General features: G+C 46.8%; 14 protein-coding genes. 4 read left to right on the top strand and 10 right to left on the bottom strand.

Features of this window, described 5'->3' with window-relative positions; all coding sequences use genetic code 11:
• Window positions 1-5 precede the first annotated feature (5 nt).
• The 5 genes from trpD to KDW_RS01350 form a co-directional block, all read right to left on the bottom strand.
• Entirely contained in the window at window positions 6-1,052 is a 1,047-nt protein-coding gene (gene trpD / locus KDW_RS01370) for an anthranilate phosphoribosyltransferase (protein ID WP_151757272.1), read from the bottom strand.
• A 59-nt stretch (window positions 1,053-1,111) separates the two neighbouring features.
• Window positions 1,112-1,675 (bottom strand): anthranilate synthase component II, encoded by a 564-nt coding sequence (locus tag KDW_RS01365; RefSeq protein WP_151754300.1) that lies wholly within the window; start codon window positions 1,673-1,675, stop codon window positions 1,112-1,114.
• Window position 1,676: 1 nt separating this feature from the next.
• The gene (gene trpE / locus KDW_RS01360; RefSeq protein ID WP_151757271.1) at window positions 1,677-3,296 is read right to left on the bottom strand and encodes an anthranilate synthase component I; all 1,620 of its coding nucleotides are present in this window, start codon (window positions 3,294-3,296) and stop codon (window positions 1,677-1,679) included.
• A gap of 80 nt (window positions 3,297-3,376) precedes the next feature.
• The gene (gene trpS / locus KDW_RS01355) at window positions 3,377-4,420 is read right to left on the bottom strand and encodes a tryptophan--tRNA ligase (protein ID WP_151754299.1); all 1,044 of its coding nucleotides are present in this window, start codon (window positions 4,418-4,420) and stop codon (window positions 3,377-3,379) included.
• A gap of 515 nt (window positions 4,421-4,935) precedes the next feature.
• Window positions 4,936-5,565, bottom strand: a complete 630-nt coding sequence (locus tag KDW_RS01350) for a LysM peptidoglycan-binding domain-containing protein (RefSeq protein ID WP_162004855.1) — start codon at window positions 5,563-5,565, stop codon at window positions 4,936-4,938.
• A gap of 528 nt (window positions 5,566-6,093) precedes the next feature.
• On the opposite strand from KDW_RS01350, the gene KDW_RS01345 reads away from it, so the two are divergent.
• The 3 genes from KDW_RS01345 to KDW_RS01335 all read left to right on the top strand — a co-directional run bounded on the left by KDW_RS01345 (window position 6,094) and on the right by KDW_RS01335 (window position 9,257).
• A complete protein-coding gene (locus KDW_RS01345) occupies window positions 6,094-6,804 on the top strand; it encodes a metal-dependent transcriptional regulator (protein WP_151754297.1) in 711 nt (236 codons plus the stop codon).
• A 310-nt stretch (window positions 6,805-7,114) separates the two neighbouring features.
• Window positions 7,115-8,734, top strand: a complete 1,620-nt coding sequence (locus KDW_RS01340) for an O-antigen ligase family protein (protein ID WP_162004854.1) — start codon at window positions 7,115-7,117, stop codon at window positions 8,732-8,734.
• Between the two features lie 208 nt (window positions 8,735-8,942).
• A complete protein-coding gene (locus KDW_RS01335) occupies window positions 8,943-9,257 on the top strand; it encodes a DUF3307 domain-containing protein (RefSeq protein WP_151754295.1) in 315 nt (104 codons plus the stop codon).
• A 119-nt stretch (window positions 9,258-9,376) separates the two neighbouring features.
• Here KDW_RS01335 and KDW_RS01330 read toward each other — a convergent pair whose 3' ends face one another.
• A complete protein-coding gene (locus KDW_RS01330; RefSeq protein ID WP_198925154.1) occupies window positions 9,377-10,135 on the bottom strand; it encodes a PadR family transcriptional regulator in 759 nt (252 codons plus the stop codon).
• A 192-nt stretch (window positions 10,136-10,327) separates the two neighbouring features.
• Complete coding sequence (locus KDW_RS01325; protein WP_151754294.1) at window positions 10,328-10,669, bottom strand: YrdB family protein; 342 nt, start codon at window positions 10,667-10,669, stop codon at window positions 10,328-10,330.
• A 222-nt stretch (window positions 10,670-10,891) separates the two neighbouring features.
• Here KDW_RS01325 and KDW_RS01320 point away from each other — a divergent pair, with 222 nt between their 5' ends.
• Complete coding sequence (locus KDW_RS01320; RefSeq protein WP_151754293.1) at window positions 10,892-11,566, top strand: NUDIX hydrolase N-terminal domain-containing protein; 675 nt, start codon at window positions 10,892-10,894, stop codon at window positions 11,564-11,566.
• Between the two features lie 165 nt (window positions 11,567-11,731).
• On the opposite strand, the gene KDW_RS01315 is transcribed toward KDW_RS01320, so the two are convergent.
• The 3 genes from KDW_RS01315 to KDW_RS01305 all read right to left on the bottom strand — a co-directional run bounded on the left by KDW_RS01315 (window position 11,732) and on the right by KDW_RS01305 (window position 14,337).
• A complete protein-coding gene (locus KDW_RS01315) occupies window positions 11,732-12,142 on the bottom strand; it encodes a hypothetical protein (RefSeq protein WP_151754292.1) in 411 nt (136 codons plus the stop codon).
• Window positions 12,143-12,675: 533 nt separating this feature from the next.
• Complete coding sequence (gene purU / locus KDW_RS01310) at window positions 12,676-13,536, bottom strand: formyltetrahydrofolate deformylase (RefSeq protein WP_198925153.1); 861 nt, start codon at window positions 13,534-13,536, stop codon at window positions 12,676-12,678.
• Window positions 13,537-13,812: 276 nt separating this feature from the next.
• Window positions 13,813-14,337, bottom strand: coding sequence for a hypothetical protein (locus KDW_RS01305; RefSeq protein WP_151754290.1), 525 nt, complete (start codon window positions 14,335-14,337; stop codon window positions 13,813-13,815).
• Window positions 14,338-14,431: the final 94 nt, after the last annotated feature.

The following is a 14,431-nucleotide window of genomic DNA, read 5'->3' as shown; positions in this document are numbered from 1 at the left end:
TTTACCTATCTGCCATATGCCTGGGAACATTCAATGACCTCGGCGAGTTTGCGTTTTGCTTTTCCTTCTTGTAGTGTAGCCCGTGCCAGGCGAATACCTTCTTTAAAGGATGATACCTGTTCGTTGGCCATCAGTGCGGCGGCTGCATTCAAGCAGATCATATCGGTAGCCGGTGTTGCCTGATATGTTGAGAGAATATCGCGCAAGATAGCTGCATTATGGTTTGGATCCCCACCTTGAAAATGTTGTCTATCGGTGATCCTGGTTAATCCTACTTCTTCAGGTGTAATTGTATATGTACGCATCTCCTGACCGGCGCGGACCTCACAAATATGGGTAGGAGCACTCAGCGAACATTCGTCCAGCCCATCTTCACTATGGACAATCAAAGCGTGTTTACAGCCCAGGTGCAAGAGAACTTCGCCCATTTTCTGCATTAATGAGTCATTTGCCACCCCTAGCACCTGGTAGGGTGTGTGTGCTGGATTGGTCAGTGGGCCCAGAATATTGAAAACGGTACGAATACCAATTTCGCGTCGTGTGGGTCCAACATATTTCATGGCTGGATGATAGGTCTGCGCGAACATAAAACCGAAGCCACACTCCTGCACACTACGTGCCAGTGCCTCGGGTCCCAGGTCAATTTTTACTCCCAGGGCCTCTAATACGTCGGCACTACCACACTTACTCGTGGCTGAACGGTTGCCATGTTTAGCGACGGTAGCTCCTGCGGCTGCTGCGATAATCCCTGCGGCGGTCGAGATATTTAATGTGCCAGATCCATCGCCGCCGGTACCACAGGTATCCATCGCACGCCCGGATGTTTGTTCATTAAGCTGCACCTGTACAGCCTTATCGCGCATGACCTGGGCCAGCCCAGCGATCTCTTCCACCGTCTCTCCACCTGGTCTCAGGCGCAGGGCTGTCAGAAATGCGCCAATCTGTGAAGGAGTTGCCGTGCCGTTCATGATTTCTTCCATGGCGGCAGCGGCCTCTTCAGTATTGAGTGTAGCCCCCGAAGCGATATGAGCAATAGCTTCGCGAATCATGATCAAAATTATCCTCTCTGGCTTGCAATGGCAGCAGACGCTGTGCTCGTGTTGAATATGTTCTACTGCTCTAAGAAGTTCCGTAATAAATCTTTGCCATAGGTCGTCATAATCGATTCTGGATGGAACTGCACGCCCTGTACTGGATGCACGCGGTGGCGAAGTCCCATAATCAAGCCATCATCGGTCCTGGCGGTAACCTCAAGTTCTTCAGGAAGCGAGGCCGCTTCGACAATTAAGCTATGATAGCGAATAGCCTCAAATGGCTGTGGTAACTTTTTAAATACGCCATGACCATCATGATGCATTTGTGAGGTCTTGCCATGCATTGGCTCGGGGGCGCGCACCACGCGTCCACCATAGACCTGACCAATTGACTGGTGACCAAGGCAGACGCCCAGAGTCGGAATGTGTGGACCAAAGGTAGCGATGATTTCACAGGAGAGTCCCGCTTCATTCGGCGTGCAGGGTCCTGGTGAAACCACTATATGCCCTGGTTGTAGCTGGTCAATCTCGGCCAGGGTAATCTGATCATTGCGCCGCACCATGATCTCCGCCCCGATTTCCGCCAGATATTGGTACAGATTGTAGGTAAAGCTGTCATAGTTATCGAGTAGCAAGAGCATCTTACTTTCTCCCTCTCTGTGGAATCGTGGGCGACTCAAGGGCTGTCTGTCGATTGACATCAGCAATCTGTTCAGCTTCGTCCAGTGCACGCAGTAGCGCTCTGGCTTTATTCAAGCTCTCTTGATACTCATTGAATGGTGTTGAGTCAGCTACTACCCCACCACCTGCCTGAATGTAGGCTCGACCATTTTTGATGACCATGGTACGCAGGGCGATCGCGGTTTCCTGATCACCGGTGTGACTGAAGTAGCCAACGGCTCCAGCATAGACGCCTCGTGTCTCTCCTTCAAGCTCGCTGATAATCTCCATGGCTCGAATCTTTGGAGCCCCTGAGACTGTGCCAGCCGGAAAACCCGAGCGTAGCGCATCGAAGGCTGAAACCCCTTCACGTAACCGTCCAGAAACGTTGGTAACCAGATGCATGACGTGGGAGTAACGTTCAATAGTCATAAAATCGTCTACCTGGATACTGCCAACCTCACTGACGCGGCCAACATCATTGCGGGCCAGATCCAGCAGCATAATATGTTCTGCTCGTTCCTTGGGATCCTGCTGTAACTCGATGGCCAGTTGCTCATCGCTCTGTTTATCAGCGCCGCGTGGACGCGTGCCAGCGATTGGACGAATGGTTACTTCATTGTCTTCATAGCGCACTAGAAGTTCAGGCGAGGCCCCAACCAGATGAAAATCTTCTAAGTCAAGAAAGAACATATGCGGCGAAGGATTGATGGCGCGCAGGGCGCGATAAACGGTAAAGGGTGATGCATTGACATGGCGGCTCAAGCGTTGCGAAGGCACCACCTGAAAGATGTCACCGGCTTTGATGTATTCGATCGCGCACGTGACCATCTCCTCAAATTCTGCCTGTGTGCGATTAGATGTTACCCGTAGCGCGTCGGCATCATGAATAGGTTGAGGCTCTGCTGGTAACCGCACTGGCTGCTGTAGCCGTGCCTGTACATCATCCACGATTGCTCTGGTACGTTGATACTCGGCCTCAATATCTTCCGCATCCAGATGGATATGGGTAACTACACGCACGCTATGACGTACATGATCAAAGACCAGCACCGTTTCCGTCAGCATAAAAACTGCCAGTGGTAAATCCAGTTCATTTGGTTTTGGCTGAGGCAACCGCTCAAAACGTGCCGCAGTATCATAGGAAAGGTAGCCGACTGCGCCACCAAAGAACTTGGGCAATTGATCATGGGCCCGTTCCAGATGAGGTGGTTTAATCAACCGATACTGGCCGAGTTCTGCCTCAAGCAATTGTAGCGGATCATGGCAGGCCAACTCTTCTTCATAGTATGTTCCCCGCGTTGTATTCATCTTCCGCAACCTGACTGTTTCGCCTTGATGAATCATGACCAGGTATGGATCTATCCCTATGAAAGAGTAGCGAGCGACCTGCTCACCACCCGAAACACTTTCCAACAGAAAACTATAGGGCTTCTGGGCCGTTTTGCAATATGCCGAGACCGGAGTTTCCATATCAGCAAGGATATCGCTATACAGTGGCAGCAACGGGCGGCGTTTATCTGGCTCACCCGTCCTGCTCTGTTCGGACTGCATAAGTGCAGCCCGGATCTGTTTTACCTCATCTAATGTTGGATAGTACATATTCATACCCATTTCGTCTACCGCTATGCAACTGCCCCTGGCAGGGCACCTTTTTAGTTGACATCTGGCCTACGTGTGATTTAGCCCAGGCCAATGGCCTTTTTGACTTTAATCATCGTCTTTTCTGCAAGTGGACGTACCTCATCTGCGCCTTGTTTGAGCACACCTTCCAGAGCAGGCATGTCGCTGATCAATTCATGGTAGCGCTGTTGAATAGGTGCCAGTGTTTCTACCAGGCAGTCTGTCAGGGCCGCTTTAAAATCGCCATAACCTTTACCCGCAAACTCTGCTTCAATATGTTGTTGTGATTGGCCAGTAAGCGCCTGGTAAATCGTTAGCAGGTTGGTAATACCGGGACGAGCAGGATCAAACGTGACCAGGCGTTCAGAGTCGGTGGTGGCGCGTCCGATCTTTTTCTTAATCGTCTTTGGATCGTCCAGCAAGGTGATATACGCATTGGGATTTGGATCACTTTTACTCATTTTTTTGGTTGGATCTGCCAGGGACATGATGCGTGCCCCGGCGGTGCGAATATCGGCTTTAGGAATTGTAAAGACTGGTTTGTTATAGAGGCCGTTAAAACGCTGTGCCAGGTCACGTGTGAGCTCAACGTGTTGCCGCTGATCATCACCAACCGGGACCATATCAGTTTGATAGAGTAAAATGTCTCCGGCCATCAACACTGGATAGCAGTACAGTCCAGTTCCAACTGACTCCATATCTTCACCCGCCTTGGTTTTGAACTGCGTCATGCGATTCAACCAGCCCATTGGCGTATAGCAGTTTAAGATCCAGCTCAGCTCAGCGTGCTGATGCACATGTGATTGGACAAACAAACTGCATTTGCTGAGATCCAGACCACAGGCCAGGTATAAGGCGGCCAACTTGCGGATATTACTATGCAACTCTTTGGGCTCGATTGGTAAGGTAATGGCGTGCAGATCGACGATACAAAAGATGTTATCGTATTGATCTTGTGTCTCAACCCAGTTACGAATGGCACCCAGGTAATTGCCCAGATGAATATTGTTCGTTGGCTGGATACCCGAGAAGACACGTTTTTTGGTTGCAGGCTTATCCTGAGCCATGGCTGGCTGTACCTTCTGATTCATATCGACTGACATAGTGTTTCCTCCGCGATTGTTCATAATATCTATTAAAAATGCCCAATAAAAAACGCCCCTCATCCCTACAAGGACGAGAAGCGTGATATTTAGCGCTTTCGTGGTACCACCTCGTTTCAGGTTAACTATCCCGAGGTATTAGTATATTGTGTACCTCTGAAATGAATAGGAAACCTCTCTTTGCCGGATACAATAGTCGTAACACTCTCTATAAAAACTCTCAAGGAGGAGACAGCGTTATCGAGTTTTATATCCTGTCCTCAGTAACGGGGGACATTCCGAAAGAGTACTACTTATTTCATCTTGCTTCTAAGCCTGACTGAAATGTTCGCTCTTTAGCTACCAGGTCCATTCCATAGCTAGATTGGTATCGGTTTCCACCATACCCGATTCTCTGTGCCCATACACAGCTATGTACTCTTCCTGTTCGTGGCTTCATTATTCGATTGTATATGACACTAGTATAGAGCGAAAATCCTCGCATGTCAAGCTTGAGCTTAGTTTTTTTGGGGTAGTTAATAGCGTCGCATGAGCGCATGGACACTGTTGACGTAGCGCCAGTTGAAAATACCGCGATGCTGGACGTTCCAACCTCCTTCGTTGTAGGCGCTAATAATTTGGGTTTTGTTACCATGAAAGCCATGCCAGAGTGAACGCAAGTAAATAGCCCCCAACTCGATGTTATCCTGTAGTTTATAGGGATCATAGTGACCATTAACCTGACGGTTGAGTCCCTGCGCTGTATAAGGCATAATTTGCATCATCCCAATGCCACCATCCTGGGCGATCACATGTTGGTTCCAACCACTCTCTTGCCAGGCAATGGCAAGCATCAGACTTTGCGGCAGGCCATAGCGTGCGGCTGCGTTGCACAACAAATAATGTGCCTGGTGCCTGTTCGACCATTCCAACGCGCCATAAGCATACCATGTAACTCGACCATTGGACTTGATCCCGGCGGATCTCCATCCAGCTTTAGAAAGAATACAGAGATTCTGACCGGTAAATATGAGATTGACGTTGCGGATATTATTGATACGCGCCAGCGTGGCTGTACTGGAACGATACGCGGATGCAATTCCATTGAGCGTATCACCGCTGGCTACACGATGCCAGGAGCAACTGGCTCTTCTATTGATTCGCATTGATTCAGCGTAGGCTTCTGGGTACCACTGAGCGGTCACATATGAGCTGCAGAGCAGTAAGATACTGCATAGAAGCAACGTTATTTGCCTGGGGGTTATAGAATGGAAAGAGAGCCGTAGACTTCTGGCTATAAAAGAAAGACTTTTGTTATGATAGCCAGACGCTTTTGGCATTGGGTCCTGCTCCATACTTTTACTTCTCCTTTCCCATTCACTATAGTCTGCTCTGCAATTGTTAAATACAAATGCAAGTGTACGAAGGATTGTTATCCTTTTGCGTTAGCGGAAAAATAAAGTAGTAAGTAAAATATGAAGCGAATGCCTGTCCTGACGTAATGATTGCATTGTGCATATAGACTGAACCTACAAAAAATGCTACACTAGTAATGATGTAGGGAGCAGGGAAATGCACCTACAATTGATGGAAGAGGAAACCTCCGTTGTTCCTTTTCCGACCTCCAATTCAAAGCCTCCTTGCTGTATGTCTGGTAGCTTTTTGAAGATAGTAGAAAAACAGGACATAGTGCCATGAAAACAGAAGATATTTTAAGTGCAACCGTTGAAGAATACCTGGAAATGATTTACAACATGAGTATGGAAGAAGAGGTGGTGATCGGGGCTCGCCTTGCCGAGCGTTTTCAGGTTTCAGCACCTACGGTTACAGAAATGCTCAAACGTCTGGTGCGTGATGGCTATGTAGAGATGAATACAAAACGCCATGTATCTTTAACGGAGGCGGGGAATCAAGCGGCTGAGGCTGTTTTGCGCCGGCACCGTCTGACGGAACGTTTTCTGGTAGATATGTTGGGAATGCAATGGCACGAAGTTCACGAAGAGGCTTGCCGGTTGGAACACTTCATTTCAGGTGCGGTTGAATCGCGGGTTATTGCTAGCTTGAATAATCCTATGACCTGTCCCCATGGGAACCCGATCCCTGGTTCTGTCTCTAACGCTCGTACGTACCTTAAGGATAATCATGCGTTGCGGCTTTCTACTGTGTCCAATGGAACCAGCGTAAAGATTCTTTGTGTTTCGGAGGTGGTAGAAGATGAAGAAGCGTTGATTATGTATATGCATCAGAAGGGATTAACGCCGGGAACGCAGTTGGTCATGTTGGCGCAGGCCAGCGAAGATATGCCAGCCGAGGAAGCACCAGAGCAGGTGCGATTACTGGCGGGTGAGCGGGTGGTTTGCATTAGTGCTGAGGCAGCATCTAAGCTCTGGGTCGTATTGGTTTAAGAAAAATACACCCACTTCAAAAGTAGATATGTGGATACTTTTGTTTACTCCTGAGTGTAGTAATATGTTTCACGGAATAGCTTTTCTCTCCCAATAATCTACGACTAATGGCTATACAAGCGTCCTACCGCCCTCTTATAAATGGACTAGCCGCCCGGGTTTTGTTATACTTCTTTCCTGGTAGCTTATAATACATTGACGAACTCAAAAAAAATATGCACGCTGGGGTGCGGATAGGTATACTATACTAATGAGCGATTCACCTATACCTTTGTCGCGAACAAATATAACTTCCCAGGCTTCTGGTGCCATGAAACAGGCTGGATCGGCATCTTCGAATGCGGCCGATCCTCCGGTGGATCAATCTGGTGGGGAACGCAGGACATCTTTCTGGCATAATCGGCTGATCGAAGGTGGCCTTGTTTTATCCATGGCTCTTTACTACCTGATTGGCAATGAAAATGTGAAATTTTCTATCGGGCATCTGGCGCAACTTCATCCTTTATTTGCATTGCCCTTTCTTGGCTGTTTTATTGCTTTAGCCTGGTATCGCTTGCCATTTGCAATTGCCCTTCTTCCCCTGGCCTTGCCCTATTACCTTGCTCCTAAAACTGTTGTGCGCTCAGCCCAATTCAGTCCCGCGGAGATTGTGTTATGGATCTGTCTGGGTATGGCTGTGGTTCAGTTTGCTACCTTGCGCCGTAAATGGCCATATCAACTCTCATTGAGCGAATTGCGGCAGCGCTTTGGTCCATTTCTCTGGCCCATTCTGCTTTTTGTGCTGGCGGGTATCATCTCTCTCTTCGGTGTTAGCGCACCAACAGAGGCGCTCCGAGCGTTTCGGCAGGAGATACTGGATCCTCTCCTTTATGTAGGCCTGATCTTCTTTTGTTTACGGTCGCGTCAGGATATTACCCGTTTGTTAGTTGCTCTGTTTACCTCTGGTTTAGTCATCGCTCTTATTGCTATCCTCGACTATACCATGTTTGGTAAAACAGATACGGTGTATGGTGGTCCTCCGAGTGTGGGTTTGCTCTTTGACTACACATTACCGATAGGCCTGGCGATCATTTTTTCACGTATCTCCTGGAAGCTACGCCTGCCTGTTTTGTTATTATGCATCCCTTTTATCTATGCCCTCTTGCATAATGATTCGCGCGGATCCGCGCTGGCTGCGTTTCCAGTTGTCCTCTTGTTTGTGATCAGCCTGGCGATTCGCAAGCGTAAAGTATTGCTGATAGGTGGTTCAATTGCACTGATTATTGTCGCCATTGGTTATGGTCTGTTTTATCCCAGGGTCAATCGGATCATCATGGATACAGTGATTAATGGACACTCTGATACGAATAATGTAAGTACCTTGCAGAGACGTGTTCATTTGTGGCAGAGTGCTGAAGCCATGATTGTGGACCACCCATGGTTTGGTGTTGGACTGGATAACTGGCTCTGCCATTATGCTGATCCTCGTGTTGTACCCTCTGTACCTGCCTTGAGCGGCAAGTATAAACCTGATCTGCCTGAATATTCATGGATGAAGTCGTGTCCACTTGCTTCACACTATTATATTGTTGCGGCAGAGAATGGTAAAAATACCTATATGTACAATGAGCCAGGCCTTTCTCATCCGCACAATATTTTCTTGCATGTCTGGGTCAGTATTGGTATTTTTGGGTTGCTGGCTTTTGTCGCTTTATTGCTGCTTTTCTACTGGCTATTTGCCCGCATCTTACGCTACCTGGCTGTACAGACCGTGGATCATAGTGAGCAATGGCGCTGGCTGGCTATCGGGGCAGCAGCAGCGATGCTGGCGGCGATCATTCAAGGTATGGTAGATAGCGCCTTTCTGGCTCAGGACCTGGCTTTTTGTTTCTGGCTCCTGATGGCAACACTCCTCCTCATCCGTAGCCAGATTAATATGTCCTGGCGCTAATCGCTGGTCTACTGGAAAGAGCGGCCGGATACGTCTCCCCCTCGATTGGAAGATGTATCCGGCCGCTCTTTTCGTTTTTCTGTATTGTGGCTTTATCGAAAGCTCTCCTTGTGTGATGCATACCACACTCTTCTAGCGAGTTAGTACACTGCATTTTGCCTTTATCACTTCTATACTAGGGACAAGAGATTATCAGGGAGAAAAATATATGTTTGTTACTTTTTCAGTGACCACACTTTTAGTCTGGCTGGCGTGCCATTTTATTGGTGATTTTGCTTTCCAAAGCACCTGGATGAGTATGGAAAAAGGGAAAAGTTGGGAGGTCAATTTTTATCACTGTGCGACTTATACTGCCACCTTTATCTTGTTTGCTCATACATCTGTACTGGCGACGTTAGTGCTCTTTGGAACTCATTTTGTCGTTGATCCCTTGAAAGCTCGGTATAAAATTATCGATCCTATCTGGTTGGATCAGGCGCTCCATATTATTACAATTCTTCTGATCCTCTTTTTTCGTTTTTGACATCCCATGGCTATGTTTTTTGGATGGATAAATGCCTATAAATTGACCTTTTGCTGCGCATAAAAAAAGAGAGGAGTGTCAAAATTGACGCGCCTCTCTGCGTACTGGATTACCTATGGCTAGATCTGCTGGTCGCCGACCGGGTTGGCATTTTCTGGCTCGCCTGGTTTCTCATTTGTGCTGTAAATGAAATCATTTAACTCTTTGCGTGTGTGCTCCAGAATAGCACGTAGACGCGTGAGTTTCTCGGTATCACGGAATGATGAGCGTCCGGCAATTGCGAAGAGGCGTGCAACCTCCATTGCCTCGCTCCGAATAGCCTGAATCTCTGGCTCATTCCAGAAACGGCCAGGGCCATTGCCACGGGCCCAGGGGGGCATGAAATTCTCTTCCTCTTTCTGACGCTCATTGAGGAAGGTTTTACCCTCTTCTGTGATGCTATAAACCTTTTTGCCTTGATCTTCCAGGACCGTGACCAGTCCACGATCTTCCAGTAACTGAAGGGTAGGATAGATGGTGCCAGCACTCGGTGCATAGAAGCCACCTGAGCGCTCCTCTAGTGCTTTCATCATTTCGTAGCCATGCATGGGCCGCTCACGGAGCAGTTCAAGCAGAGCGTATTTTACATCTCCGCGCCCAAAGAAGCGGCGACCTTCCTTAAAAGGACCACCTTCTGGACCGAAGGGACCGCCAGGGCCAAATGGGCCACCAGGACCAAACGGTCCGCGTCTCATGCGCATCGCGAAGTGGCCTGGTCCACGATGATGGTGATGGTGATGATGTTCATCACGGTTTAACCATGGTGGGGTCCAACCTTCCCAATCCTGGGGGCCACCCTCATAGCCAAAAGCAAAGCGTCTGTTAAAACGGCTAAACATAGCTGCGGGTCTCCTTTCCGAGTCCACTAGTTTGCGATATATCGTTATCGTATTCATAGTATATACGATATATCGTATTGTTGTCAATAAGAGATACGCACTTTTGGGTATAAGGTTGCATAAAATGGAGTTGTGGATAGATCATTGTGTATTTTTCTTGCTTAATTGCTGTTTGTTTTGAATGTTTGCTTTTTACTGGTGCCAGATATAAAGCAGGATATTGTTGATTACCAGTACGATGATGAATGCAATTGCCAACTGTTCTTGTTGAGCTGCGAAGAGGGCAGCAATAGCTACACCAAAGATGATGAATTTAAAGGCACCATATGCCAGTCCCTGCAGTCGCCACTTTGATCTTGGTGCTCCGAACATGCCCCAGAGTATAATTGCCAGGACTGGAGCGCCAAGGCCCAGCATAACTTTGAGGATGATACCATTTCCTGTTGTAAAGCCCCAATATCCCAGGGCAGCGATCATACATAGTTCTAACAAAAGTGCGACGGCGAGATTTGTATATTTGAGTACCGTGAGCATAAGTTGAATCCTTCCAATCCTCTTGATAATACAGTAGAGATTTCTGAACTGTTATTTGTGTATTTAATCTAATATCATTAGATTGTCAAGCAAAAATATGACTGTTTTTGTTGGACAAAATTTATTGCTAGATATTTTTACTTTTTTGTTTTAGAATGTATGAGGTAAAAAAAGCAAAAGAGGTTTTGTGGATTTTTTCTTTATAAAAAGAAAGTACATTTTATGGAATCCAATCATGAACAGGTGCAAAAATCTATGCAGGAATCAGTAGCGCAAAGAATTGGTTTATGGGCAGATGTGTTGCGGGATTGTTCTGCCCTGGGATTACACTTTGCAGAAAATCCTTATGATCGCGAGCGCTACCAGCGATTGCAGGATACAGCTATAGAGATGTTTGCTTTTGCTTCAGGGCAGGCTATCTCGGAGATCGAGCCATTACGGACCACGCTCTTTGCCCATCCTGCACCTTATCCGTGCAGTGATGCAGCAGTCATTGACACAACTGGCAGAATCTTATTGATCCGGCGAGCTGATAATGCTTTGTGGGCGATGCCTGGTGGCGCATTAGACGTTGGGGAGACGCCAGCCCAGGGAGCGGTACGAGAGGTCCTGGAGGAAACAGGCGTTTCCTGCGAGCCAATTACATTGGTAGGAGTATACGATTCGCGTTTTTGTGGCACGCCCTCACTTCAACAACTCTATCAATTTTCATTTTTATGCCGTCCACTGGCAGGTTTCGACGTGATCAATCCACCTTCGCATGCGCATGAAGTTCTGGAGGTAAAGTGGTTTTCTGAGCACAACCTTCCTATAGATCTGGATCCAGGGCACATCCAGCGTATCCCGCAGGCTTTCCGTGTCTGGCATGGGGATACGCTGGCATATTTTGATCATTGAATTCTGCAGGAATTCGTAGGTACTGAATAGTCTCTTGCAGCGCTTATGAAAAGATAGATCCAGCAAGAGAACATGATATATCTCTTGCTGGATCTTTGAATTGATTTTTGTAAATAGATAGTGCGTGAATAAAAACCAGTGTTGCCGTTATAGCTGAAAATAAGATCAGGCGAGCTGCGTATGCCAGCGTGTTGCGAGCAATGTATAGTAGCTATGATTGACCAGCGTCCAGAGCGCTTGAAAGAAAGCGGGATCTCGATATTCAAGATGGCGTAACAGGCTTTGTTGTTTTTCAGGATTGGCGAGGCAGAAATTACCTCCAGCAGATAAATTTAACTCATTTAATGCCGTACGCAAACGCTTCTCACTCAACATTGGGGTGTTATGCTTTCGCCCGACTTTGGGCAAAAGATGAAGAAGTAATTCGTCGATCAAATGAAGACTAGATGGGGGTGGAAAATCCTTGTCAGACGGTATAAGTAAGTCGATAATTGTGTTTAATTGAGCCCGTTCCTCAAAACTTAACTCAATTTTCTGTTTACGAAATGTCGGTGCGAGCCGAAGCACGTCGCTCATTTGAACTCCTCTTTTGGATTTGGGGTGCTGCCGTTCTTATCTCGCATAATAGTATCATACACCTGATAGATAATTCAACACCTGTTTCGAAAAAACGTTTTTTGTGAGATGTAATTTTTAAGTTTTCTCCGGATATAAAAATCCTCTAAAATGATTCACTACCTGTGCTTATTGAATAGCTAGCGAGCATGCAGGAAACAAGCTGATACACAAATCATTTATGCACGGCATTGGAAGTGAAGGGAGCAAATCAATTTTGGGGGTTGATTTCCAACAAAAGTGTCACGGAACAGGCAGAAAATAGTCATAAAACAGCTACAACACACTAATTGTTATTATTAATAGTTGTTTGTTGTATTTATCGTCAGCAATTATCATTGTAGCAGTCGATAATTGCAGATTTTTTAATAAAATTTTGATACATTTTGAATTTTTAGTTTTACGTGTCCATGAAATATTTTTGCTGTATAAAATAAGTCCATAGCTCTTGGCTATGCTTATTCTGTACAGCAAAATATTCTCAATTTTCTTATTTAGAAGACAACGGTCTTATTTTCGTGGATGAGTACGCGATCAGTTGTATGCATGCGCACGGCTTCGGCCAGGACGCGACGTTCTACATCTCGACCTTTGCGTTCAAGGTCATTCACGGTATCACGGTGGTCACAATGAATGACATCCTGCGCAATAATGGGACCTTCATCCAGGTTGTTTGTTACATAATGGGCCGTTGCACCAATCAATTTGACACCACGCTTGAATGCCTGTCCATACGGGCTTGCTCCAATGAAAGCAGGCAAGAAACTGTGGTGAATATTGATGATGCGTTGTGGAAAGGCTTCCACAAAGAAAGGCTCCAGAATCTGCATATAGCGCGCTAGAATCAGTAAGTCGGCCTTGTCGCCAATAAAATCCAACATGCGTTGTTCATCGGCAACCCGCGTTTCACGTTTTACCGGGAAGTGGTGATATGGAATACCATACATGGCGGCCAGATTTTCCAGATCAGGATGGTTACTGATAATAAAAGGAATACCCATGGTCAGTTCACCAATTTTCCAGCGCCATAGGAGGTCGACCAGACAATGATCGTATTTTGAGACCAGAATGCCGACGCGCAGGCGCTCTCGTGAGTAACGCACGTTCCACTGCATCTGAAATCGCTCTGCAATTGGTTGAAAGGTCTTGCGCAGGTCAGCAGGTGCCAACTGAAATGTTTCCTCGGCAAAACTGATACGCATAAAGAATGTGCAGTCGTCCTGGTTGGTTGAATGTTGATCTGATTCAAGGATATTTCCATTATGCTCATAGATGAAGCGTGAAACCGTGGAGACAATTCCTGGCTTATCGGGACAGGAAATGAGCAATGTAATCACATCTTTTTGTGTTGACACCTGGGCCCTCCCACCGTATTTATGAGTAGAGTGAATAGCGCATTATCTTCTATGAATACTCTGTGCTGTTTCCTCTGGCTATTTTATTCAAGTATATGGTACTTCGTGCTTATGACTCTGTCAATGTGCGATGTCATATAATATTTCTGTTCACTACAAAAGAAAGTAATGCCGCCATTCTCGGAGAGGAGTGTTGTGAGGAGAGTTGTAGAACGCGCTGTAACGCTTGTTTTCTGTTGCCATGGGAAGGCAGACGTTGCAACGCGTTCTCTCTTTTCAGGAAAGTAGCTGGTTATCGAACTGCAATTTGATTTGTGATAGGTCTATCTTTTCATTTACTGGAAAATCTACATAGCCACTTTGTGGTTGACCTGGATAAACTGCGGCATTGATCGAAGATACTTTTCCCTGTACTGCCTGACCGGAGGGGAGGATCAGACGCAGCAAATTAAAATAATCAACGCCAATAGTATCCTTGTTGTTGTTGGTTGTGTTTAAAGAGACACGCACGACGTACTTGCCACCACGCTTAAAGTCATCCGAAAATTTGGTGGCCATGGCTGCGCTGGTAAAAACTATGTGTACCCCTCTATAATCATGCGTTAGATGCAAAGGAGTATTGGCAATGGGATTGGTAACCACTACCGTCGGTGGGGGAGGGGGAGCAAACAAGGAGTCATGCTCCACTTCATGTGGCCCATCGATGAGTACAGCGATGACCGCGATTGCAATCACCACAATGCCTATAATTGTCCCTGTCCTACGAGGAAAAGTGAAGCGTTTCCTGGCTGGTCGTTCCATAATCTATATTTAGCTCCTGGTCATAATCAATGAATGTATATCGTATTATAGCAAAGCTAAGGCAAGGTCGTAGGCTTTCTGTGCCAGGAACTTG

Source organism: Dictyobacter vulcani, assembly GCF_008974265.1.
Lineage (GTDB): Bacteria > Chloroflexota > Ktedonobacteria > Ktedonobacterales > Ktedonobacteraceae > Dictyobacter > Dictyobacter vulcani.
The sequence above is the reverse complement of the archived record's forward strand: the minus strand, read 5'-3'. Positions and strand labels throughout refer to the sequence as shown.